A 23,420-nucleotide genomic window follows, 5' to 3' on the forward strand; every position below is an offset into this window, starting at 1 on the left:
CATGAGCGGCGGAGGCCTGAGGCGTAATGACTTCCACCTGGAGCGAGGCACGCATGAGTCTGTTTAAAAGCAAAGATGGATATAATCTCTATTACAAAGACTGGGGTAAAGGTCAGCCAGTATTGTTTAGTCATGGCTGGCCGTTGGATGCGGACATGTGGGACAGTCAGCTCAATTTTCTTGCAGAACGCGGCTACCGCGCCATCGCCTTTGACCGACGTGGCTTTGGGCGTTCCGATCAGCCCTGGGACGGTTACGATTACGACACCTTTGCTGACGACATTCATTGCCTGATTGAACATCTGCAACTCAGAGACGTGACCCTGATTGGCTTCTCAATGGGCGGCGGGGATGTGTCACGCTACATCGGCAAATACGGGACAGATAAGGTTAAAAAGCTGGTGCTGCTGGGGGCGGTAACGCCGATTTTCGGCCAGACTGACGATCATCCCGAAGGTGTCGAGAAATCGGTCTTTGACGGCATTAAACAGGGATTGTTGAAAGATCGTGCGCAGTTTATCAACGAGTTTGCTGCGCCGTTTTATGGCACCAATGCCGGTCAGCAGGTTTCAGAAGGCGTGCTCACGCAGACCTTAAACATCGCTTTACTGGCATCGCTTAAAGCAACGCTGGACTGTGTTACCGCGTTTGCCGAAACAGATTTCCGCGCAGATCTGGGGAAAGTGGATGTGCCAGCCTTAATTATTCACGGCAGTCATGACCAGATAGTGCCTTTTGAAGCCACGGGCAAGCTGGCACATGCGCTGATACCGGGTTCGGAACTTAAGATCTATGACAATGGCCCACATGGTTTTGCCGTCACGCATCAGGACCAACTCAATCAGGATTTACTGACGTTTTTACAACAGTAACGGAACAGAATAATCTGAAAGCAACGCCCGTCAGGGCGTTTTTTTTTATTCCTCAACGCTTCGCTTATTTAAAAAACCTTTTTTACCTTCTTCTCTTTTATTTTTCATGACCGTTTTACTAATTGATGCTTTTTTGATTATTTAATGATCTGCTTTTAACAGAAACATCGATAATTAACGAATTTACCGCTTCGCTTATTTTTAGATGATGGAAGTGTGATGTTGTTGAATTTGCTTTATCAGGCGTGGTTAAAAAGAACATTTATTGATCATATTGACGACGTTCCGTGATGCTGATCCGATTTACCGCTTCGCTTATAAAGAAAAACGGGGTGGACTTTTTAATGAATCGATCGATTAATAGGGGGCGGGAAGAGTGGCTGTCACAGGGCTGACATGATCGCCATTCTCGTTAAGTTTCTTGTTTAGATAGTTTCGTTACTAAAGAATTAAAGGGATGAGCCGCAAAATGGTTTTGTCTGGCAACCCACGCCAGCGCTCAGCGTTTATGCTTGATAAGGTGATTTTTATGGCTACATTTAATTCTGTAGCCTTTAAGGTAATGCAGCTTTAACTGTGCCAGTTGAATAATGAAATTTGAGGAGAATACAGAATGACGCAATATCGTGGTGGCGCGGGTAATTTCGCCGCAGATAAAGAGCGCGCGGCAGAGGCCGGGCGTAAAGGCGGGCAGAACAGCGGTGGGAACTTTAAGAATGACCCGCAGCGAGCGATCGAAGCAGGCCGCAAAGGAGGTAAAGTAAGCCGTCGTAGTTAATCATTTACTTACAATGACTTGCTATTATCTTTGGCGGTTTAAAAAAGGGAAATACGTTCAGTACGCTTCTGTCTTCCCGTCTGACCTGTTGTGAAAACACGCTCTGGTGTGAGGTCGCAAGAATCTTACCGGAAAGAACGCCCCCTTTCCGGTGTCTTTTTCAGCGCTCCGCTGACATCAAAAAATAAATATAAAAAATGGAACCTCAATCCAATGGGCGGAATGGGCATTATTTTCCTTGGGTGCTAAGTTGTACGCGAATGGGAATATTCGTACAGATTTGGCTGAATTTAAACAGATCCTCATTTTTAATAAATTTAAATTAAAAAAGATAAATCACTGGTAATGAAAGAAAAAAATGCATTTTTAATGCCACTTATGTTGTCAGGTTTTGCAAAGTTAAACACTATTCCCGCCAACTCCACTAAGGTTATATAAAGTGCGATTGACTGAAGCGGCGCTGAAACCTCGGTGCTGCTGTTTAATTAATGAGGCTCTTTTCATGACTGTTAAAACGTTAAATGATCTTTTCATCCACGACCTGTCAGATGTTTACAGTGCAGAAAAACAGATTGCCCGGGCTCTGCCAAAAATGGCGCGCGCTGCCAGTGATGAAAACCTGGTTGCTGCGTTTAATCAGCACCTTGAAGAGACACGCGGGCAAATTGAGCGTCTGGATGAATTAGTTGAGGCCACGCCCGAGATAAAAATTAAACGTATGAAATGTCATGCGCTGGAAGGGCTGGCGGAAGAAGCACAGGAAATTATCGAGTCGGTAGAAAAGGGAGAGGTACGCGATCAGGGATTGATCGGAGCGGCGCAAAAAGTTGAGCATTATGAAATCGCGACCTACGGTACCCTGCAGGCGCTGGCACTCAAGCTAGGCTACACCAAAGCGGCGAAGCTGCTGGCACTGACGCTTGAGGAAGAAAAACAAACCGATGTAAAACTCACCACTCTTGCTCAGGCGATCAGCACGGTTGAAGGAGCAGCAAAATGACCACGGCGATTGAAAACTATCATGACTGGCTACGCGATGCGCATGCCATGGAGAAGCAGGCCGAGAGCATGCTGAGCAAAATGTCGGGCCGCCTTGAGCACTACCCGGCACTGGAACAACGCCTGGCACAGCATCTGGAAGAAACCAAACATCAGCTTCAGCTGCTTGAGCAACTGCTGGATCGTCACGGCATTGACCACTCCATCATGAAAGACGTGATGGGAAAAATGGCGGCAATGGGGCAGGCGATCGGCGGTATGTTTACCTCTGATGAAGTCGTGAAAGGGGCAATGAGCGGCTATGTGTTCGAGAACGCAGAGATCGCCAGCTATACCAGCCTGATTGCGGCAGCAGAACAGGTCGGTGACAGTGAAGGTGTCAGAGTGCTGAGCGAAATTCGCAATCAGGAGATTGCGATGGCTGAATGGCTGTTCCAGCATCTGCCTGAGGTGACGCAACAGTTCCTGCAGCGCTCCGCGCAGCCGGGCGTTGAAGCGAAGAAATAATGCGTTTGCGGTGCCGCAGGCGGTAAAAAGCCGGGAAATGTTCCCGGCTTTTTTACGTGCTTCTGCGGCGGTTAGTCAGCCATTAAATGACCGTACATCGCCATCAGGCGACGCGTTACGCCGTTTGTCCAGCCGAAGCCGTCCTGTAACGGATATTCGCCACCGCCGCCCGGGCGGGCACGATCGCCGCTGATATCGTACTTTTCTACCAGCTTATGGTGGAGCTGGTAGAAATTGTTCACCGTGGTCAGCCAGTTAACGGCAATCTCGTTCGCCAGCGACTCTTCCCCGTAGTTGTTTAAGCCCACAACGGCCATCCACTGCATGGGCGCCCAACCGTTCGGTTTATCCCACTGTTCACCGCTTTCCACCATTGAGGTCAGCAGGCCGCCGTTGCTGAGCAGCAGGTGGCGCAGGGCGATAGCTTGCAGGTGGGCCTGGTAGGGCGTTGCCAGCCCGACAAACAGCGGCACGACGGCGGCGGCGGTAAAGGCACCGAAGCGCGCACGGCGCCAGTCATAATCGCGAAAGACTCCTGCCGTGCTGTCCCACAGGTAACGGGTAATCGCCCGCTTACGCGCCTCGGCCTTTTTCTGCCAGGCCAGCGCAGTCAGCTCTTCACCTTTAGCATGCGAGAGCGTGGCTATCATCAACTCAAGCTTGTACAACAGCGCATTGAGATCGATAGGGATAAATTGTGTCGTGCGAATACTGGCCAGGCGTTTTGGGTTACGCAGCCAGCGTGACGAGTAATCCCATCCCGATGCCGCCCCTGCGCGCAGATCGCGGTAAACTTCGCTTGCCGGACGTTTTGAATGACGCGCCGTTTCCACATCTTCAATCCAGGATTCGTCGCGCGGCGTATCGCGGTCGTCCCAGTAGCGGTTCAGCAGCGAGCCGTCAGGCATTCTGACCACATGGCGGTAAGCCTGGTTTGGCATCAGCGAGCCCGCGCCATCCATCCAGAACTGATACTCTTTCATCAGTTGCTCCAGATAGCGCTGAGAGCCCTGCACACCATCTTCTTCGAACAGCTCAACCATCAGGGCGAACACCGGCGGCTGTGAGCGGCTGAGGTAATAGGTACGGTTGCCGTTTGGGACATGGCCGTAGTTATCGATCAGCCACGCGAAGTTGTCCGCCATATGGCGCAGCAGGTCGTCGCGGCCCGACTCCGCCAAACCAAGCATGGTGAAGTAAGAGTCCCAGTAGTAGGTTTCACCGAAGCGACCGCCCGGTACGACATAGGGTTTGGGCAACGGCAGCAGCGATGAGTGCGGCATATGCTGCTGCGGCATTTTGGTCAACACCGGCCACAGATCGTCAATATGCTCGTTGAGCGTCTTGTCGGGATTCGAGACGTAAAAGCTTTCATTAATGCCCGGCATATAAAAATGCTCAGCAACAAAACGCGACAGGTCGAACTCATTGCTGCGCTTTTGACGACGATAGCGCATCAGCACATCCAGAGGATCGTACTTAGGCGAGCAGTCGGGGAAAGTTTTACTGTCCTCGAAAATGCCTGACATCTGGACGGCTTCGAACAGCTCAAGGTAGCGATCGGCAGGCGTCAGCGCATCCGGAGCCGGTAAGCCTTCAATCAGCTCCGGCTCGGGTTCAGAATCTTGCATGCGGTCCAGCTTTAGTTCATGGGGATCGTATTGATACTCAACTTCCGCCCCGGCACGATTCTCTTCGAATGCATTGAGTTGCTGGCGATAAGTATTAATAACGGCCTCCTGAGCGAACGGGGTTGCACAAAGAAGGAATTATAGACCTCTCGCAGGCAGGAACAACAATGCAGATTGTCTATGAACGTAATAAAAATTGTCTATTAATCGTATGCATTGAATAAAACACAGTCAATTCAACTAAATATGGCGGGTTTAGCCGTAAATGCATTTCAGATGAATCTCTTAGGTAACAACGAAATAAATTTTAATCTACCCGGAGGGTAATGTTTATGACGCAGGTGAAGGTGATAATACACAAAAATGTCACGATGGAGCACAATGGCGTGAACAAGACCGCGAAGGACAATTTAGCGTGAAACCTTATACCTTACAGCGTCTCACTGACCGGGATATGGCGGCATTTCGGACTATCAGGCTTGACGGGCTCAAGCGTCATCCCGCTGCCTTTGGCGCAGATTATGACACTGAGCGTCATCAGCCTGACGCGTTTTTTGCGGCAAGGCTACGTGAAAACTGCGTGCTGGCAGGAGCAGACGATCGGGGCCGGTTGGGCGGCATCGTCGGTGTGCGCTTTAATGCCGCGCTGAAACAGCGCCATTACGCCACGATCTGGGGAATGTATCTGTGCCCGGAATGGCGTGGAAGCGGGCTGGCAAAGGCGTTACTCACGGCCGCGATAGCCGAAGCCGGTGAATGCTGCTGCCTGAAGCTCGCCGTGAGCACCACCAATACGGCGGCCGTCCGGCTTTACCGCTCGGCAGGGTTTCAGACCTATGGCATGGATGTGGCCGCGCTTTATGTCAACGGCGTTTATCACGATACCTTGCTGATGCGGCTGGACAAAGAACCCGAACGCTGAGCAATAAGCCTTACGTGCTTCGTCACCCGTAGAACTAACGGGCGACGTGAAGTGTGCGTCAGCTCAGGCTGATGTTGAAGAGGCGCTGAAGGACCAGTTTGCCGCTGTCTGTCACAACCAGTTCGCGGTATCCCGGCGCCTGAACCAGCCAGTGCTTTTGCAACAGAAAGCGTAACAAGGCGGCACCCACTTCGCCTCCCGCATGGAAGCGTCTTTCACTCCAGTCCAGGCAGGGACAGCAGGCTTTTCGCCGGGAGCGGGGCGCAAGCGCAATCCCTGCATTTGCGAAATTAGCTGTGCCACGTGGCGTCAGCCCAGTGCCGTCCTCACATATCCAGCCTTCCAGTTGCAGAAAATCATAGATGGCTACGGCAATTTCGCCGGCCAGATGATCGTAGCAGGTTCGGGCTCGCCTCAGACGGTTTGGCGTCGTGGTTTTAAGCGGGGCGTCGGGCCTTACCGAAACGCCCATCAGATTTTCCAGCAGGCTGGCAACCTCGCGACCGGACAGGCTGTAATAACGATGCCTTCCCTGCACCACACAGACGAGCAGGCCCGTCTCAAGCAGCTTATTCAAATGGCCACTGGCGGTTGACGGGGCGATATCGGCCACCACGCTCAACTCGGTGGCGGTCCATGCCCGGCCATCCATCAATGCACAAAGCATGTGCATTCTGGAGGCATCTGCCATCGCCGAGGCGACCACAGACATGCTGATCTCCAGCGAGGGCTGATTATCCTGATGATGGCGGGAAGGGATCAGTTTCATTCTGTCGCGCATGTCCATTGACGGGTCAGGTTGCCAGCCCGCAAATCGTCATCTGTGAGCAGGATGAGGCGGTTACTGTGATCGCTGTACTGAACGCATATATTAATGCCGTTTTGCGCAATAATCCGCGCAATTTCGCCCAGCTCCCCCGGCCGCGCCTGTGCCAGCTTTCTGATGAGTGGCTTTTTAACGTCCCTGACGTCAAAACCGGCCTGCGACAATACCTGTTGGGCTTTGGGGCCATCTTCAACAAGGAAGTGGGCATGGCTCTCCTGGGGGCGTAGAAAACACACCGCCCCCTTCCAGACCAATGCCATGCTGGCCGAGAAGCGTGCCAAAGGCGGCAAGCGCGCCTGGCGTGTTGCTGAATACGACATGAATATCAAACATGATGACGTCCCTCTGGCCCTGAATAGTCGCGCATCACCTGAGCAACGCGTATCCGGTAATGTGAAAAAATATGGCTTTTACCTTCTTCCTGCGCTGACTGATGTTCTCTGTTTTCTCGCCAGTTTTTTACCGCACTCTCATCTTCCCACCAGGAGAGCGATAAGATCTTTCCGGGCGTGCTCAGGCTCTGGAACCTTTCAATCTGGATAAACCCCGGTAATTCAGCCAGCCCGGGCGACAACTCAGCCGCCAGCGCAAGATAGCGTTGTTGCGCTGCGGGTAAGGCTTCTGCTTCAAAAAGAACAGCAATCATTTTAGATCTCCATGAGTAAGCATGCGGGCAGTTTACGCGCGGCAGAATGCGATGCTTCGGCGTGTACCGAACAATGGCGTGCTCCATGTGGAGAAGGGCAGGGCGAGAAGAGAGAAGGGACGTGCGCCTGGCAGAGTAAAAACCGACAGGGGAGAAATCCGCCGTTGCCTGCCGGCGACTCTGCTCCGGTAAACAACGGCGCGATCGCAGGGCAAAACGCCTGCGATTCGGCTGATCTTATCCTTGTACCAGCGTGGCGCGAATCACGTCCTGGTAAGGCGTGGTTGGACGACCAATAAGCTGGCTCAGCGCGCGGGAATCATCGAACAGACCGCCCTGAGACGCGCCGACATCAGAGTCCGCCAGTAAGTCCGCCAACGGCGCCGGTAAGCCTGCGCCTTTCAGCGCCGCCGCAAAGTCTGCCTGCGGCAGGTTAACGTAATCAACCTGCTCACCGCTTTGCGCGGCAATCTCAGCGGCAAATTCAGCCAGGGTGTAGCTGTGATCGCCTGCCAGTTCGTAGACCTTCCCTGCCTGATCGTCACGAACCATCACTTCAGCCGCCGCATCGGCATAGTCCTGACGCGCAGCAGACGAAATCCGTCCTTCGCCCGCCGCACCAATGAACGCATGATGTGCCAGAGCAGGTGCGATGCTCGCTGCATAGTTTTCCGTGTACCAGCCGTTGCGCAGCAAGGCATAAGGCACACCTGACGCCGCCAGCATGGCTTCGGTTGCGCGGTGCTCGATCCCGAGCGAAAGCGGAGAGGTATCCGCATGCAGCAGGCTGGTATAGGCAATAAATTTCACACCTGCGGACCTGGCGGCCTCAATAACGGCTCTGTGTTGAGGTTCACGCTGGCCGACTTCGCTTCCCGAAATGAGCAGCAATTTTTCGACCCCTGCAAAGGCGTCCGCTAACGTCTCAGGTTTATTGTAATCCGCCTCACGCACGTTAACGCCCAATGCGGCAATATCCGCCGCTTTAACAGGCGTGCGTACGGTGGCAACAATCTTGTCTGCCGCAACTTTTTTGCTTAATGCATTAATGACTAAACGGCCCAGTTGGCCAGTGGCACCCGTAACAGCGATCATGAGGTTACTCCTTAAGATGACAGTTGGTAAAAGGCAGCCTAAGCGATAAACTAACTTTTAGTAAGTACTTACAGAATTGTTAGCATGGGATGAAAGCGTTAAATGTCTGAAAAACTAAGCGAAAAATTTAGTCGGGGCGAGTTGCTCAATGTTAACTGTCCGTCACGCGACCTGTTAAAGCGTATCACCAGTCGCTGGAGCGTGCTGATCCTGCTCGCGCTTAAAGATAAAACGCTGCGATTTAGCGAACTCCGTCGCGCGGTGGGGGGCGTCAGTGAACGTATGCTGGCCCAGAGCCTGCGCTATCTGGAAGAGGACGGCTTTGTGCAACGTATAGCCTATGATGTCGTGCCACCGCATGTGGAATACCGCCTGACGCCGCTGGGGCGTGAAGTCGGGGAGCAGGTCGTAGGGCTGGCAGACTGGTTAGAAGAGAATCTTGAGCGCATCCTGTCTCACCGCGAAAAGGACACTGCCGCTGAATAGCATGTTGATCCTGACGGGCGAGCGCCTGCCGGGGCGAAGCGACGTTCCCTGACCAGACGATGCCCGCTAACGAATGCGCAACGCTTAGCGGAGATAAACCGTCGGCCTTATCTGCAGCCTGGAGATGATATCCCGTAGCTTTTAACATCATTTTTACTACTGCGATTATTTTGACAAGGCTGCACCCGTAAATAATGGCACTGCCAGTTAATGAACACCGGGTCATTTACATGTTCGATATTTTTTAACATAAATAGCAAACTAATCCAGGCCGCCTGCGGTGGATAAACGCTTTTTTACAGTTCATTAAATATGTCCCAATCTGAAAAATAACCTCAGAAGGGATAGATAAGATAAATCCCCTGCTAACGATATAAAAAAACACATAATTTCAGTGTGGGATGTGCATTTTAGCCCGAGACAGGTGCGCGGAGTTGTGCTGAATAACAGCTAAAAACAGCGGGTTGCGCGTTTTTTCGTGCTAAGCCTGTCTGGACAGGAACTCACTTTTTTATCCCCTAATTTAATAACAATAATGTCACAAAGCTACGCTGTAATTAACCTTTCCTCGTTGTTTTTTAAATAAAAGATCTTTCAACAAAAAAATGATCTAAATCAAAAAATACTGTTATAGTTTTTACTTATCCAATTGTCTCTGTTTCACCAAGGCGAAGCGTTTTACATTCGCCATGGAATTTTTCTGTGCAATGGAATGACGTTCTTTGTACATAAGTTGTTAATTATAAGTAACTATACGGTGTTCTATGTGGCAAAGAGGTAAGCAATGTTTGGATTAGATGCCTTTCATCTCGCCAGGATCCAGTTCGCATTTACTGTTTCCTTCCATATTATCTTTCCAGCCATCACGATCGGCCTGGCCAGTTTTCTGGCTGTGCTGGAGGGAATGTGGCTCAAAACGCGTAATCAAACCTATCGCGATCTCTATCATTTCTGGTCAAAAATATTTGCTGTCAACTTCGGCATGGGCGTGGTGTCCGGGCTGGTGATGGCGTATCAGTTTGGCACCAACTGGAGTGGCTTTTCCCAGTTCGCGGGCAGTATTACCGGCCCCTTGCTGACCTATGAAGTCTTAACGGCGTTCTTCCTGGAGGCCGGTTTTCTGGGCGTCATGTTATTTGGCTGGAACCGCGTCGGTCCGGGCCTGCACTACTTTGCGACCTGCATGGTGGCGCTCGGCACGTTGATTTCGACGTTCTGGATCCTCTCGTCAAACAGCTGGATGCAAACCCCGCAGGGCTACCTTATTCAGAACGGCGTTGTCGTGCCGGAAGACTGGTTTAAAATTGTCTTTAACCCCTCTTTCCCTTATCGCCTGCTGCACATGTCTGTAGCGGCCTTCCTGGCCAGCGCCTTCTTTGTCGGCTCCTCCGCCGCCTGGCATTTACTTAAAGGCAACGACAATCCCGCCATTCGTAAGATGTTTTCGATGGCGCTGTGGATGGCCCTGATTGTCGCACCCGTTCAGGCAATGATTGGGGATGCGCACGGGCTTAATACCCTTGAGCACCAGCCGGCAAAAATTGCGGCGATTGAAGGCCACTGGGAAAATCCGCCGGGTGAGGCAACACCGCTCATTCTGTTTGGGCTGCCGGATATGGAGGAGGAGCGCACCAAGTATGCGCTGGAGATTCCTTACCTGGGCAGCCTCATCCTGACGCACAGCCTGGATAAGCAGGTGCCGGCGCTGAAATCCTTCCCGAAGGAAGATCGTCCAAACTCAACCATCATCTTCTGGTCATTCCGTGTGATGGTGGCGCTGGGGCTGCTGATGATTACGCTGGGCGTGGTCAGCTTGTGGTTGCGCTATAAAGGTCGCCTGTATCAGTCACGTCCCTTCCTGTGGTTTGCCTTGCTGATGGGCCCTTCCGGCCTGATTGCCATTTTAGCGGGGTGGTTCACCACCGAGATTGGCCGTCAGCCTTGGGTGGTTTATGGCGTGCAGCGCACTATTGATGCGGTGTCACCGCATGGTGAAATGCACATGAGTATCAGCCTGCTCGCCTTTATCCTGGTTTACTCCTCCGTATTCGGTGTGGGTTATCACTATATGATGCGGTTGATTAAGCAAGGTCCGGTCACGGGCGAAGGCGATATTGTTGAAACGGGTGGTCCCGGCCAGATTAAAACGCCAGCACGTCCGCTCTCTGCTGCCACTCACAAGAATGAGGAGCGTTGAGATGGTTGATTACTCTGTTATCTGGTTCGCGATTATTGTCTTTGCTGTTCTGATGTATATCGTGATGGACGGTTTCGACCTGGGCATCGGCCTGCTGTTTCCCTTTAATAAGGATGCAGGTGAGCGCGACATGATGGTGAATACCGTTGCGCCGGTCTGGGATGGTAATGAAACCTGGCTGGTGCTCGGCGGTGCGGGCCTGTATGGCGCTTTCCCACTGGCCTATGCGGTGATTGCGGATGCGCTTTCCATTCCGCTGACCGCGATGCTGATTGGGCTGATATTTCGCGGCGTGGCATTTGAGTTCCGCTTCAAGGCCGTGGAGCATCACCGGGCGTTCTGGGACAAGTCGTTTATCGCCGGTTCGCTGCTGGCAACCTTCAGCCAGGGGGTTGCGGTGGGTGCCATGCTGGATGGCATTCCGGTATCAGGTCGTAGCTTCGCCGGTTCCACACTGGACTGGCTGGCGCCGTTCCCGCTGTTCTGCGGCGTAGGACTGGTGGTGGCCTATGCACTTCTGGGCTGTACCTGGCTCATTATGAAAACCGAGCATGAGCTGCATCGCAAGATGTCCGCTCTGGCAACGCCGTTGCTTATCGCGCTGCTGGTGATTATCGGCGTGATCAGCATCTGGACGCCGTTTACGCATGAGAATATTTCGCATCGCTGGTTCAGCATGCCTAATCTGTTCTGGTTCCTGCCGGTGCCAGTCCTGGTCGTGCTGAGTGCCTGGGGGCTGAGAAGGGCGATCAAGCGTGAGGCGCACTATTCGCCTTTCCTTCTCACCTTAGCGCTGATTTTCCTGGGCTTCTCAGGTCTGGGTATCAGTATCTGGCCGAATATTATTCCGCCATCGGTATCGATCTGGCAGGCGGCGTCACCGCCTCAGAGCCAGGCCTTTATGCTGGTGGGTAGCCTGCTGATTATCCCGATGATCCTGGGCTACACCTTCTGGAGCTACTACGTGTTCCGCGGAAAAATCAAAGCAGACGAAGGATACCATTGATATGCAAACCCAGGTCGACAGCAAAGAACGTCAGAATGAAACCCGGTCGCCGTGGTGGAAACGTGTGCTGTGGCTGGTGGTCATCTATGGGGCAAGTGTGCTGGCGCTCGGTGTGGTGGCCACGCTGTTCAGAATGATGATGACCGCCGCCGGTATGCGAAGCCACTGAGGATTTCTTCTCCGTACGTTTCTTAACCGCAGTACGCGCGCTTTACGCCAGGCTGCACTCTGCCTGTCTACTCAGCCAGCCTTCGGGCTGGCTTTTTAAATAGTAACCCAGGCAATTAATGCGCTTTTTGCCTTTCCACCCTCTCGTTTACCCGGTGCTTCATTACAATCCCTAAGGCTTTTTGTTACTCTTTTATGACGAATTTCCCTTCTGTTTTCTGTTCATACATCAATGCTAAGTCAAACCATAAAAAAACAGCATATTAATGATTTAGTCGACTGGATTGAGGCCAATCTCACCAACGACATCAATATCGACCAGATTACCCTCAAGTCTGGCTACTCCAAATGGCATATGCAGCGTTTGTTTAAAGAGATGACCGGGCAAACCCTGGCGGCCTATACCCGAAAACGACGCCTGACTCTCGCCGCCATGGCGCTGCGGCTGACCCGGATGCCGTTGATTGATGTTGCGGTGCGCTTCGGCTTCGAAAATCAGCAGAATTTTAACCGGGTCTTTAAAAACCACTTTATGATGACGCCGGGCGCCTTCCGTCGCCACAGAGTCTTACCTGTGCGCCATTTTCACGGCCGCATTGCGCAGCGCGCACCAGTCAAGCAGGCGGTGCTGGTTATACGTGAAGAAGCCCTTCAGCTACAGGGTGAGACACTGGAGTGGGAGTGCCGCTATGGCGACTATATAAGCGACCGCCATCATCGCGTTGCTGAGCAGGTGCGCCAGGTTGTTCGCGCCCGTCACGGGGCTGCGCAGGGCTGGCTGGGGTTCCAGTACGGGCCGGGAAACGGCTCTGTCGAGCAGCAGCATATTAGCCTGTTTCGTGGCCTGGAAGCACAGCAAACGGCTGATGCACATTCCGCCCTGCCGGTTCGTACCATTGCGCCAGGCCTCTACGCCAGCCTCGCGTGGAGCGGGTCGCCGGACCAGCTTACGCGCTTCATCGCAGACATTTATTATCTGCATTTGCCTAAGCTGGGCGTAGCCTGTCGGCCGGGGATGGATTTACTGTGTCTGGACTTGGCCCGAAGCACGCAGGACAGAATCGAAGGCGTATTTTTCATCCCGGTGACCCAGGGCTGAATGCACATAACGTGCGCCATAATGTGATAAAGCGCACGATTTTATAAGCGGATTAGCTGTGCAGGCGTAAAATTCTTCCTGAAGCTCACAGAGGCGCCATTACCACGGCTTTTATTTCTCAGGGCTGGAATATTCACCTGCTTTCTACGCCTTATCAGGCTAAAACACATGATTAAAATCTCTCAGATATCAGCGATGCTGCTGGCTATCGCGCTGTGTGCGGCCCCAACGTTGGCTGCCGCACAACTGACCGATCCTGCCAATGTGCCCACAGGGTTACATCCTGGATCGCAGGGGACGCATAGCGAGATACTCGGTGACAGCTCCCTGCCGCAAGGCAGTGGACAAAACCCGGCGCGGTAACCACGTTATTACCGCTATCCCCTTAAAAGGCGCCTGAGCGCCTTTTTCGTTTTCTGTGCTTCCTTCCTTTTTGTCCGTGTTTTTTCACAACGTATCGCATTTTTAGTCATTGTTCTTAAGATATATCATGGCTATTCTTAGCGGGTTTATATGAGAATGATTTCTATTTACTTAAGCGGCGCGAAAACAGCTTCTTTGCATGCAGCCGCGTTTACGGAGAGTCCTCGTGCCTACATCTTATTCCCGCCGCTTACCTGAACGCGTGCGTAACGAACTGCGCTTCCGCGCTATCCACGTCGCCGAGAAAACCCGAATTGCCGGGACGTTTTGGCGCATTGTCTTCACGGGCGACGATCTGAAGGGGTTTCATTCTCCCGGTTTTGACGATCACATTAAGGTCTTCTTTCCCCCTGCTGACGGCGCGCCGCTGGCACTGCCGACGATCAACGATGACGGTATTCAGTGGCAAGGCGGATTGCGCCCTGTCGCGCGCGACTATACGCCGCTGGCGTTTGATGGTGCGTCATCGCTGACGCTGGATTTTTATATCCACGACAGCGGTGTTGCCAGCGACTGGGCATCCCAGGCACAGCCGGGTGACAGATTGATCATTGGTGGGCCGCGTGGCTCTCTGCTGGTGCCAACGGATTATGCTTTTCAGCTTTACGTCTGTGACGAAACCGGGTTGCCTGCTTTCAGGCGGCGTAGCAGTAGTGTGGAGGCTCAGGCGCTGCATCTGTTTGCCTGTGCTGATGAGGTGACCGGACAAGCCTACCTGGGCGATACCGGCAATGCCTCTGTTAACTGGCTTGGCAGCGGCAAGATGACGATGGCGGATTTACCACATTTGACGGCCGCGCTGGACAGGATCGCGATTCCGCAGCACGACGCTTTTATCTGGCTGGCCGGAGAAGGGCAGTTCGTAAAACAGCTGTGTGACTATTTCACCACACAGCGCGGGGTTGACGCTGACCTGGTGCGCGCCGTGGCCTACTGGCATCAAAAACCCGCTGCCGTTCGTTAACTGAATTTAAGTGACCTGCCGTTGATTGAATTTCGCCTGATGGCCCACTACCATCAGGCTCTTTCCACTGACTCAGGCAGATAATGAAAATGGATTCGGCACGTTCAGGGCAAGATAACCGCGATGCGCCCTGCAGTGGACGGCGCAAGCGCCGTGAGAAAATGCTTGATGCCAGCGAGATCCGTCTGCTGATGCTGCATTTTATCTCGCAGCGCGCGACACATGGCTATGAGCTGATTAAATGCATTGAAGACCTGTCAAAGGGCGAGTATTCGCCCAGTCCAGGCATCATTTACCCGAATCTGACATGGCTGGAGGAGATGGGGGCTATTCACATCAGTGACCCTCAGGCTGCACGTAAGGCTTACGTGCTCACCGAAACGGGGCAGGCCATGCTAAAGCACGATGCACAGCCGCTGTCAGGTCTCATCGACCGGTTATCGTCTTTGGCAGTGCTGGTCAACAACCGCAGCATTCCTGAAATTGAGCAGGCGATCGATCATTTTAAAACTGCCCTGAACACGCGTCTGGCGCAGCAGGACATTACCGATGAAACCCGGCAAACAATCGTCGCTGCTCTGATGACTGCGGCAGAGGATATCAGCCGCAGTTAATCTGACGTGGACGATCAGCTGTCGTCCGATCGGTTTTTATCGATATGCCCTAGCGAACGCTCCGGAAAACAAATATCCCTTACCCGCTGCTTGAGTGCCTGAGCATCCGGGAATCCGCCATCGCGCTTGCGCTCCCACAGCAGATGTTCATCCAGGGTGATTTCAAATACGCCGCCGGTGCCGGGACGCAACGTCACGCTGGCGAGATCCTGTGCGAAGGTCTGTAACAGTTCCTGTGCCATCCACGCGGAGCGCAGCAGCCAGTTACATTGGGTACAATAGTGAATGACGACCACGGGTTTTTGCATCTTTCCCTCTCTTTATCATTAATTAACGCTCAGGCCAGCAGGGGCCGCAAGCATGCCGGCCGGGCTTTTCGCATGGGTTTTCTGTTTTCTTTATACGTTGCTAACCCTGACGCGAATCCTCACCCGTGGCAGACAGCAGCGCAAACCTTACCGCATCGCTGGCCGAAACGGTACCGGTGTGCCCCTGCGTTTATTCTGATAAAACATCAAATTAGCGGCTCCGGAACCGACAGCGAAGGGGCCGGGGTAAGGCTGTCTGACGTGAGTGGGAAGCCCTAAAAAAACAGATGGCGGTAAGTCAGGAGGCCCTCTGTAAGATGCCTCGGGACGCTCGGGACGCTCGGGATGCTCGGGATGCTCGGGATGCTCGGGATGCTCAGGATGCTCAGGTAAGCCCATGAGCCAGGCTTGTCAGCAGTAATGCGAGCCTGCGGGCGGGGAAGATAGCCCGCCCGTAGGCTCAGTCTGGATGAGCCGGGCATTGCCAGCAGGTGAAGTTATCGCCCGCTGGCAGCACTTTCCCGGCAGCCAGAAGTGGTAAGGGAAGGGGCGAGCGGGGCAATTCAGGAACTAAGCGAATGACTGATGCGCCCGCCTTCGTCGCCCCTGGCGGAAGGCGAACGTTAAGCGCAGTCAACCACCAGACGGCCCCGAACTTTGCCATCCAGCAGATCCTGTGCGCCCTGGTGCACGTCACGCAATGGAATGACCGTTGTTATCTGGTTCAGTAACGCGTCATCCAGAAGCTGCCCCAGCCGCTGCCAGGCCTGCTGGCGCAGCGGTTTAGGGCACATCACGCTGTCTACGCCAGCCAGTGTCACACCGCGCAGAATGAAGGGCGCGACACTACCGGGCAGATCCAGGCCTTGTGCCATACCACAGGCCGCGACCACGCCGTCACGCTGGGTGCCGGCCAGCACGTTGCTCAGCGTATGGCTACCGACGCTGTCGATGGCGGCGGCCCAGCGCTCTTTCCCGAGGGGTTTACCCGGTTGAGCCAGCTCGTCGCGATCTATCACTTCGGCTGCGCCCAGGGTGGTTTTTAAATAGTCTTCATCGCTGGCTCGCCCGCTGGAGGCGATGACGTTATAGCCCAGTTTTGCCAGCAGAGAGACGCTGAAGCTGCCAACGCCTCCGCTGGCCCCGGTCACCAAAACCGGGCCGCTGGCAGGCGTAATGCCTTGTTTTTCGAGTGCCAGCACGCACAGCATGGCGGTAAAGCCCGCCGTTCCGATGGCCATGGTATTCAACGGAGTTAGCGTTTCAGGCACGGCTACCAGCCAGTCGCCAGGCACGCTGGCTTTCTGAGCCAGCCCGCCCCAGTGTTTTTCCCCGACGCCCCAGCCGGTGAGCAGCGCCGCATCGCCTTGTTTCCAGTCGGGATGGCGACTTGCTGTGACCCGTCCCACAAAGTCAATGCCCGGCACCATTGGAAACTGGCGCACAATCGGCCCTTTATTGCAGATGGCCAGCGCGTCTTTGTAGTTGAGGGTGGAATAGCTGACGTCGAGGGTGACGTCTTCATCGGGTAATTGTGTTTCGGAGAGTTCTTTTAGCTGAGAGCGGTAACCTTGTTCGTCCTTATCAATGACCATTGCCTTAAACATGTATCCTCCGTCAGGCGTAAGAATAATCAGGCAAGTTTACGCCCGATGCGTCGATTAGGGTAGGGCACTGGCCCGACAAGTGCGAGGCTTGCCGCAAACCTGAGGCATTTCAGTGGCGATTTCAGTGGCAATGTAGGAGCGACTGCCAGCGTGCTGAAAAATGCATAATTGCGCATAAATAACAGAAACTTAAGCGGTTATTCACAGGTTTATTTTTATAAGTTTTTGATATTTAATGGTTTTATATTTTTCATTTATTGACCTGATATTTAAAGTTGTCGGGTTGTTCCTGCGGATAAAAAATGACATTATGACGGCCACTTTTTTCTCGCCACCGCCCGATAACAGAGGACGCTGCCATGTCCGGTTCAATGTGCAACTGCACGTGTCCCCACTCGCCTGAATTCGCGCGCGATCTGTTCTTCGTCATGTCAGTTACACACACATCGTTCACTATGCGGTGAGGCCAACCGGGCCGCTGCTGTTGGACATGAGTAAGGACTACTCTTTACTGATGTCTATCGGTTTATCGCGTCAGACATTATTCGCCGGGGAAATTTCCCCATTGCCGTGCCTCAGGCACCCACTCCCTGACTGTTAGGGATTTGTGTTATGACACCACTGAAAATTGCTGCCAGCGCTGCTGTTGCGCCTAACCTGACCCTGAATACTGCGCGCGACGTGGTCACGCTGGATAATACTGATTTTACCGATGTGGCGGCTGTTGTCGTCTCGCTGGCTGATACGCGCAGTGGCGTGCTGGCGTTGTTACGCCACACGGGTTTTAATTTACCGGTGTTCGTTGCTAATGCCTTTGAAGAAGAGGTGATGCACCTGCCCGGCGTGACCGGCGAACTGAATGGCGAGCCGCAGGACTGGGTAGCGCTGGAAGCGGCGGCTCAGGCTTATGAAGCCGCGCTGCTGCCCCCGTTTTTTGAAACGCTGACCCGCTATGTTGATATGCAGAACAGCACCTTTGCCTGTCCTGGCCATCAGGGCGGCGCATTTTTCAAAAAGCACCCAGCGGGTAAGCAATTTTTTGATTTCTATGGCGAGAACGTTTTTCGTTCGGACATGTGTAACGCTGACGTCAAGCTGGGCGACCTGCTGATTCACGAGGGGTCGGCTAAGCATGCGCAAAAGTTTGCCGCCAGAGTGTTTAACGCGGATAAAACCTACTTTGTGTTAAATGGCACGTCAAGCGCGAACAAAGTGGTCACCAATGCGCTGCTGACGCGCGGTGATTTAGTGCTGTTTGACCGCAATAATCACAAGTCCAACCATCATGGTGCGCTGATTCAGGCGGGCGCGACGCCGGTTTACCTTGAAGCGGCCCGTAATCCGTTTGGCTTCATCGGCGGCATTGATGCGCACTGTTTCGATGATGGCTACCTGCGCGAACAGATCAAGAAAGTGGCACCTGAAAGGGCTAACGAGGCGCGTCCCTTCCGGCTGGCGATTATCCAGTTGGGCACCTACGACGGCACGGTATACAACGCGCGGCAGGTGGTGGATCGCATTGGGCATCTGTGTGACTACATTCTGTTTGACTCGGCCTGGCTGGGCTATGAGCAGTTTATTCCGCTGATGGAAGGCTGTTCTCCACTGACGCTGGAGTTGAACGAAAACGATCCCGGCATTTTTGTTACCCAGTCAGTGCACAAGCAGCTGGCGGGCTTTTCGCAGACCTCGCAGATCCACAAGAAAGATAACCATATTCGTGGGCAAAAGCGTTTCTGCCCGCATAAGCGCCTGAATAACGCGTTCATGCTGCACGCTTCAACCAGCCCGTTCTATCCGCTGTTTGCCGCGCTGGATATTAACGCCAAAATGCATCAGGGCGAGGCGGGACGCCGCATGTGGGATGAGTGCGTGATGCTGGGGATCGAGGCACGTAAAGCGATCTTTGATCGTTGTGACATGATCCTGCCTTTCGTGCCGGAAAGGGTAAACGGCCAGCGCTGGCAGGATGCACCAACGGAAGCGATCGCTCGCGATCTGCAGTATTTCAGCTTTGAACCCAACGCTAAATGGCACGGTTTTGCCGGATACGATCGCGATCAGTACCGTGTCGATCCCTGCAAGCTGTTGCTGACCACGCCAGGCATTGACGCCGCCAGCGGTGAATATGCTGAGTTTGGCATCCCGGCGACCATTCTGGCGAATTACCTGCGTGAAAACGGCATCGTGCCGGAAAAATGCGATCTCAATTCTATTCTGTTCCTGCTGACTCCAGCCGAAAGTCCGGAAAAAATGGCGATGCTGGTGGCGATGCTGGCGCAGTTCGAGCAGCATGTAAAAGACGATACGCTGCTGGCCGAAGTGTTGCCGACGCTGTACCGCAAAAACGCTAAACGCTATGCGGGTTATACCTTGCGCCGTCTGTGTCAGGAGATGCACGACCTGTACGTAAGCTATAACGTAAAAGACCTGCAGCGCATGATGTTCCGCGAACAGGGGCTGCCGCAGGTTAAGGTGAACCCACAGGATGCGCATCAGGCTTACATTCGTGGCGAAGTCGAACTGGTACCTATTGCAACGGCAGAAGGTCGCATCGCGGCGGAAGGCGCTCTGCCTTATCCACCGGGCGTCCTTTGTGTGGTTCCGGGCGAAACATGGGGCGGGGCGGTACAGCGCTATTTTCTGGCGCTGGAAGCGGGCATCAATCAACTGCCCGGTTTTTCGCCGGAGCTGCAAGGGGTTTACACCGAGGAAGGCGCTGACGGACGTAAGTATCTGGTGGCGAATATGATGGTGGGTTGAGGGGGCTGTCGCCTGGATAGCTCATAGAGCTTAACTGTTAGCGCTGAGAAGGTATCGGTTTGTGCCTGCGGTTTGGTGTTTCGCGAAGCTTTCAGTTAATGACTCCGAGAAAGTTTCGCTCGCCAGGCGGCAGGGAGTTTCAGTTTGCCCCTGCGGGCGACCGACAAGGGGCCGCCAGCCGCCGCGGCCCCTTGACCCCGGGCTCCCGTCCTGCCCACCCGCCGCTGCGCGGTCCCTTCGCTGCTTCAGGATTTCTGCCGGACCGCCAGGACGCGCCATCCCTGGCGCGGCCCGGCTCTCGCCGACGTCCTGTCGGCTCATCCGGAAATCCCTCATCCGCTCAGCGGTCGGGAAGGCCGCCCAAAACCCCCGCTTCGATATCTGTAGTAAAACAAACCGCGTTGCCGCTTCAGATGCAGGAAAAGCCTTCTGGCTCATTACGGTTCATCTGTTTCTGTTTCTTCAGGCTTTCCAGTCTTCAGTTCTGATCGCACATGTTAACAACAGGCGAAGCCAGTCTTCCGGGAAAACATTCGATCTTACAGGCGTGGGTTTTCAGGAGGCATCCGGAGCGCTGAGGAAAGAATGAAGGCCAGGGCGGAGCGGCAGGGATGCCGCGCAGAGGACGGCTGCGCCAGGGAAGGCGCATCCGGCCGGCCCGTCAGGCCGCAGTGAGTGACGAAGGAACAGCGACGGCTGCCGGGCGCCGGGATTGTTAAGGGGCTGGCGTAAGCCCCTTAACACGTCCGCCTGCACGGGCAGGCTGAAACTGCCCATCGCCTGGCGGGCGGAACCTTATCAGAAGCAGAGGACAGAATCCCATCGCCTGGCGGGCGGAACCCTCTCAGAGCCAGAGGGCAGAACCCCAGCGCCTTGCGCGCAAAAACCTCTCCGCGCCAGCAATCCCCCGCCAGGGGAAACCCTTCGCCATCAATACCGATGGTAGCTCCGCTGCGCCGAGCTCACCTTATACAAATAACGCCGCGATTCCGCAGACGGATGCTGTTTAGACAGCGTCTGATAAACCTGACTGGGTGACATGCCGTTAATGATAGTGACCGCACGATCCTTATCGCTGGAGAACACGCGCAGCACGCTGCCTGCACCGCCGTTATAGGCGGTAATGACCGCGTAGCGACGCGACAGCGGATCCTGAATGCCTGCCAGATAGCTGCGCTGCAGCAATGACAGGTAAGCCGTACCGGCATCAATGTTGTTCTCGGGATCCAGCAGGTAGCTGCGGCTTGGTTTGCCCCATTTACCCTTCATACGGAATACATCGACGCCCGCAGTATGCTGTACCACCTGCATTAAACCCAGTGCGTCAGAATGGCTGACGGCGTAGGGGTTAAAACTGGATTCGGTCTGCATAATCGCGAGGATCAGAGACGCATCAACACCATATTGCTCAGCAGCCTTGCGCACCATCGGCAGATATTTATGCGCACGCTTATCAAGATGGTTCGGCACCATCGGTATGGTAACCGAGTAGATTACGTGCAGGCCGGAATTGCGACGCTGCAGTTTATTCGCAATCAAATAGTCCGCAAACGCCTGAGCGCGGCCCTGCCAGCGGATGGCCTGCCCGGTGTTATCCAGTACCTGTCCGTAAAGCAGCGGTTCTTTACTGATTTGGATATCGTTGACATCAGAATAAAGATCGACATTGCCCGGATCGTCGCCGATCAGCAAGGTGGTCACGATCGCCTGACGCAGGCTGGCAGCGGGATCGGTACCGGAAATGGTCTCAATCGTGATGTTACCGCTTTCAAAGTTGATATGGCTGCGGGTGTAATAGTTGTCGGTGTATTTGACGTAGTCTTTCGGTCCGGCAATCAGAACCTCATTGATACCCCAGATGTTCTCAATGTTATGGGCGAACTGCCCCATCAGGATGTCAAATCCGTTGGTGTCCTTCACCCACTCTTCTGAATAGGTCGGGTTCTTTTTGCCGGAACAGGAAACTAAAAGGGGTGCAATCACCAGCAGGGCTATCAGCTTTTTATTCATCTAAAATACGTGCCTGACCTGGAAAACGGCCCCAGTACTGAGGCCAAAAAAAGTTATGCTTCGGGTGGCGTATAGCCTTCAATGTGAACGTCTTTGCCTTCGAACAGGAAGTTAATCATTTCCTTTTCCAGCACTTTGCGATCTTCGGGGTTCATCATGTTGAGTTTTTTCTCGTTGATCAGCATCGTCTGCTTAGCCATCCATTGCTGCCAGGCTTCTTTCGAGATTTCATTGTAAATGCGTTTTCCCAGATCGCCAGGGTAGAGTTGGAAATCTTGCCCTTCAGCATCACGTTGTAAAAAAGTACAAAAAATAGTGCGGCTCATTATTCTTCCTCGTTAATCTCACAGCTGCCTAAAGGCAACTGCTGGGGATGGCGCAGTTCGTGCAAAAGACGCTCTACAGGTGCGGCTAATCCCACAGGCGGCGGCAGCGTTAAGTTATACCAGAGACCGCCAGCTTCATCCATTAATGCCCCGGCAGAAGGCCATGACAGCCACATTGGGACAATATCCAGATGGAAATGGCTAAAGGTATGACGAAATGCCGTAAGCTGCTGGGGTTTGGCGTGAATGCCGCGCGCATGCAGCCAGTCGGTCATCGCCTCTTCAGTGGTGAATTGCGGGAAGCAGAATAAACCGCCCCACAGGCCCACCGGCGGACGCTGCTCCAGCCAGACCTTGTCGCCATGTTGCATCATCAAAAACCAACCGCTGCGTTCCGGCAACGTCTGCTTCGGCTTTTTACCCGGATAGCTGGCCCAGCTGTTGTTAGCCCTTGCTTCGCATCCGCTGTTGAGCGGGCAGATGTCGCATTTTGGTCTGGATCGCGTGCACACCATGGCGCCCAGATCCATCATCGCCTGGTTAAACTGGCTGACGCCTTGAGCAGGCGTGACCTCTTCGCTGATTTGCCAGAGCCGCTTTTCCACATCCTTCTTACCCGGCCAGCCGCCTACCGCGTAGCAACGCGCTAAAACCCGTTTAACGTTGCCATCGAGAATAGGGAAATGCAGACCCAGCGACAGAGATAAAATCGCGCCAGCGGTGGATCGGCCAACGCCGGGTAAAGCGGCGACCTCATCATAGTGGCGGGGAAACTCACCGCCATGAAGGTCCACCACCTGTTTTGCCGCTTTATGCAGGTTGCGCGCACGGGCGTAATAGCCCAGACCGGTCCAGAGATGCAGCACCTCATCCAGGGGCGCGGCGGCCAGATCGCTGACGTCAGGAAACCGCGCCATGAAGCGCTCAAAATAGGGGATAACCGTGGCAACCTGAGTTTGCTGCAACATGACTTCGGACAGCCACACCTTGTAGGGTGTTTTTTCCAGCTGCCACGGCAGGGTTTTGCGGCCAAAGCGCTGATACCAGTCCAGCACCTGTTGCGCGAACTGCGGGGCTTGCATCATAAAAAGGATATTTCCGTGATTACGCGATATTCGGGCAGGAATTCCAGCATAAGCGCCAGTGAGAGTAAACCGGAAGATTGAAAAGGCC

The 23,420-nt window shown here is 53.9% G+C and carries 23 protein-coding genes and 1 pseudogene; 14 read left to right on the forward strand and 10 right to left on the reverse strand.

The genetic code is table 11. The features are described from left to right. The first annotated feature begins 53 nt into the window (after nucleotides 1-53). The 4 genes from QLG08_RS12900 (at nucleotide 54) to QLG08_RS12915 (ending at nucleotide 3,156) form a co-directional block, all read left to right on the forward strand. Nucleotides 54-872 (forward strand): alpha/beta hydrolase, encoded by an 819-nt coding sequence (locus QLG08_RS12900; RefSeq protein ID WP_014605095.1) that lies wholly within the window; start codon nucleotides 54-56, stop codon nucleotides 870-872. A 613-nt stretch (nucleotides 873-1,485) separates the two neighbouring features. Next, the gene (locus QLG08_RS12905) at nucleotides 1,486-1,650 is read left to right on the forward strand and encodes a general stress protein (RefSeq protein WP_006118264.1); all 165 of its coding nucleotides are present in this window, start codon (nucleotides 1,486-1,488) and stop codon (nucleotides 1,648-1,650) included. A gap of 502 nt (nucleotides 1,651-2,152) precedes the next feature. Beyond that, nucleotides 2,153-2,650 (forward strand): DUF892 family protein, encoded by a 498-nt coding sequence (locus QLG08_RS12910; protein WP_210509864.1) that lies wholly within the window; start codon nucleotides 2,153-2,155, stop codon nucleotides 2,648-2,650. Continuing rightward, nucleotides 2,647-3,156, forward strand: coding sequence for a DUF892 family protein (locus QLG08_RS12915; protein WP_013027125.1), 510 nt, complete (start codon nucleotides 2,647-2,649; stop codon nucleotides 3,154-3,156). The genes QLG08_RS12910 and QLG08_RS12915 overlap by 4 nt, the downstream gene beginning before the upstream one ends. A gap of 71 nt (nucleotides 3,157-3,227) precedes the next feature. On the opposite strand, the gene QLG08_RS12920 is transcribed toward QLG08_RS12915, so the two are convergent. After that, nucleotides 3,228-4,886 carry an alpha,alpha-trehalase gene (locus QLG08_RS12920; RefSeq protein WP_238492853.1) on the reverse strand — a complete coding sequence of 553 codons (1,659 nt, stop codon included), beginning with the start codon at nucleotides 4,884-4,886 and terminating at the stop codon, nucleotides 3,228-3,230. A gap of 316 nt (nucleotides 4,887-5,202) precedes the next feature. Here QLG08_RS12920 and QLG08_RS12925 point away from each other — a divergent pair, with 316 nt between their 5' ends. Then, complete coding sequence (locus QLG08_RS12925) at nucleotides 5,203-5,709, forward strand: GNAT family N-acetyltransferase (RefSeq protein ID WP_078829036.1); 507 nt, start codon at nucleotides 5,203-5,205, stop codon at nucleotides 5,707-5,709. 58 nt (nucleotides 5,710-5,767) lie between these two features. On the opposite strand, the gene QLG08_RS12930 is transcribed toward QLG08_RS12925, so the two are convergent. The 4 genes and pseudogenes from QLG08_RS12930 to QLG08_RS12945 form a co-directional block, all read right to left on the reverse strand. Next, nucleotides 5,768-6,496 (reverse strand): winged helix-turn-helix domain-containing protein, encoded by a 729-nt coding sequence (locus QLG08_RS12930; protein ID WP_238492819.1) that lies wholly within the window; start codon nucleotides 6,494-6,496, stop codon nucleotides 5,768-5,770. Next, a pseudogene (locus QLG08_RS12935) lies at nucleotides 6,475-6,868 on the reverse strand (amino acid-binding protein). The gene QLG08_RS12930 and the pseudogene QLG08_RS12935 overlap by 22 nt, the downstream one beginning before the upstream one ends. Beyond that, nucleotides 6,861-7,181, reverse strand: coding sequence for an antibiotic biosynthesis monooxygenase (locus QLG08_RS12940; RefSeq protein ID WP_015699568.1), 321 nt, complete (start codon nucleotides 7,179-7,181; stop codon nucleotides 6,861-6,863). Before QLG08_RS12940 ends, QLG08_RS12935 begins: the two are co-directional and overlap by 8 nt. Nucleotides 7,182-7,418: 237 nt before the next feature. Next, the gene (locus tag QLG08_RS12945) at nucleotides 7,419-8,276 is read right to left on the reverse strand and encodes an SDR family oxidoreductase (protein WP_029569122.1); all 858 of its coding nucleotides are present in this window, start codon (nucleotides 8,274-8,276) and stop codon (nucleotides 7,419-7,421) included. A gap of 102 nt (nucleotides 8,277-8,378) precedes the next feature. Here QLG08_RS12945 and QLG08_RS12950 point away from each other — a divergent pair, with 102 nt between their 5' ends. The 8 genes from QLG08_RS12950 (at nucleotide 8,379) to QLG08_RS12985 (ending at nucleotide 15,233) form a co-directional block, all read left to right on the forward strand. Further along, a complete protein-coding gene (locus tag QLG08_RS12950) occupies nucleotides 8,379-8,762 on the forward strand; it encodes a helix-turn-helix domain-containing protein (RefSeq protein WP_014594531.1) in 384 nt (127 codons plus the stop codon). A gap of 784 nt (nucleotides 8,763-9,546) precedes the next feature. Continuing rightward, nucleotides 9,547-10,959, forward strand: a complete 1,413-nt coding sequence (locus QLG08_RS12955) for a cytochrome ubiquinol oxidase subunit I (RefSeq protein WP_014594530.1) — start codon at nucleotides 9,547-9,549, stop codon at nucleotides 10,957-10,959. A 1-nt stretch (nucleotide 10,960) separates the two neighbouring features. Continuing rightward, nucleotides 10,961-11,965, forward strand: a complete 1,005-nt coding sequence (gene cydB, locus QLG08_RS12960) for a cytochrome d ubiquinol oxidase subunit II (RefSeq protein ID WP_014605101.1) — start codon at nucleotides 10,961-10,963, stop codon at nucleotides 11,963-11,965. A 1-nt stretch (nucleotide 11,966) separates the two neighbouring features. After that, entirely contained in the window at nucleotides 11,967-12,134 is a 168-nt protein-coding gene (locus tag QLG08_RS12965; RefSeq protein WP_013027115.1) for a DUF2474 domain-containing protein, read from the forward strand. A 231-nt stretch (nucleotides 12,135-12,365) separates the two neighbouring features. Then, nucleotides 12,366-13,232 (forward strand): helix-turn-helix domain-containing protein, encoded by an 867-nt coding sequence (locus tag QLG08_RS12970; protein WP_013027114.1) that lies wholly within the window; start codon nucleotides 12,366-12,368, stop codon nucleotides 13,230-13,232. A gap of 168 nt (nucleotides 13,233-13,400) precedes the next feature. Next, complete coding sequence (locus QLG08_RS12975; RefSeq protein WP_015699569.1) at nucleotides 13,401-13,595, forward strand: hypothetical protein; 195 nt, start codon at nucleotides 13,401-13,403, stop codon at nucleotides 13,593-13,595. A gap of 199 nt (nucleotides 13,596-13,794) precedes the next feature. Continuing rightward, nucleotides 13,795-14,619, forward strand: coding sequence for a siderophore-interacting protein (locus tag QLG08_RS12980; protein ID WP_029569121.1), 825 nt, complete (start codon nucleotides 13,795-13,797; stop codon nucleotides 14,617-14,619). Nucleotides 14,620-14,702: 83 nt separating this feature from the next. Continuing rightward, the gene (locus QLG08_RS12985; protein WP_013027112.1) at nucleotides 14,703-15,233 is read left to right on the forward strand and encodes a PadR family transcriptional regulator; all 531 of its coding nucleotides are present in this window, start codon (nucleotides 14,703-14,705) and stop codon (nucleotides 15,231-15,233) included. A gap of 14 nt (nucleotides 15,234-15,247) precedes the next feature. On the opposite strand, the gene QLG08_RS12990 is transcribed toward QLG08_RS12985, so the two are convergent. Together QLG08_RS12990 and QLG08_RS12995 are read right to left on the reverse strand one after the other, a co-directional pair. Further along, nucleotides 15,248-15,541 carry a SelT/SelW/SelH family protein gene (locus QLG08_RS12990; protein WP_013027111.1) on the reverse strand — a complete coding sequence of 98 codons (294 nt, stop codon included), beginning with the start codon at nucleotides 15,539-15,541 and terminating at the stop codon, nucleotides 15,248-15,250. A gap of 623 nt (nucleotides 15,542-16,164) precedes the next feature. After that, nucleotides 16,165-17,148 (reverse strand): MDR family oxidoreductase, encoded by a 984-nt coding sequence (locus tag QLG08_RS12995; RefSeq protein ID WP_014594526.1) that lies wholly within the window; start codon nucleotides 17,146-17,148, stop codon nucleotides 16,165-16,167. 612 nt (nucleotides 17,149-17,760) lie between these two features. Between QLG08_RS12995 and QLG08_RS13000 the strand changes: the two genes are divergently transcribed. Beyond that, entirely contained in the window at nucleotides 17,761-19,911 is a 2,151-nt protein-coding gene (locus QLG08_RS13000; protein WP_089517079.1) for an ornithine decarboxylase, read from the forward strand. Nucleotides 19,912-20,841: 930 nt separating this feature from the next. Here the strand turns inward: QLG08_RS13000 and mltC are convergent. From mltC to mutY, 3 genes are read right to left on the reverse strand one after another with little or no spacing between them, the layout of a single operon-like run. Further along, nucleotides 20,842-21,921 carry a membrane-bound lytic murein transglycosylase MltC gene (gene mltC, locus QLG08_RS13005; protein WP_013027108.1) on the reverse strand — a complete coding sequence of 360 codons (1,080 nt, stop codon included), beginning with the start codon at nucleotides 21,919-21,921 and terminating at the stop codon, nucleotides 20,842-20,844. A gap of 53 nt (nucleotides 21,922-21,974) precedes the next feature. Next, on the reverse strand, nucleotides 21,975-22,247 hold the full coding sequence (locus tag QLG08_RS13010) for an oxidative damage protection protein (RefSeq protein ID WP_013027107.1): 273 nt from the start codon (nucleotides 22,245-22,247) through the stop codon (nucleotides 21,975-21,977). After that, nucleotides 22,247-23,332 carry an A/G-specific adenine glycosylase gene (gene mutY / locus QLG08_RS13015; protein ID WP_019104771.1) on the reverse strand — a complete coding sequence of 362 codons (1,086 nt, stop codon included), beginning with the start codon at nucleotides 23,330-23,332 and terminating at the stop codon, nucleotides 22,247-22,249. The genes QLG08_RS13010 and mutY overlap by 1 nt, the downstream gene beginning before the upstream one ends. Nucleotides 23,333-23,420 lie beyond the last annotated feature (88 nt).

The sequence above is a fragment of the Pantoea sp. V106_11 genome, assembly GCF_029967885.1.
GTDB classification, from domain to species: Bacteria; Pseudomonadota; Gammaproteobacteria; order Enterobacterales; family Enterobacteriaceae; genus Pantoea; species Pantoea ananatis.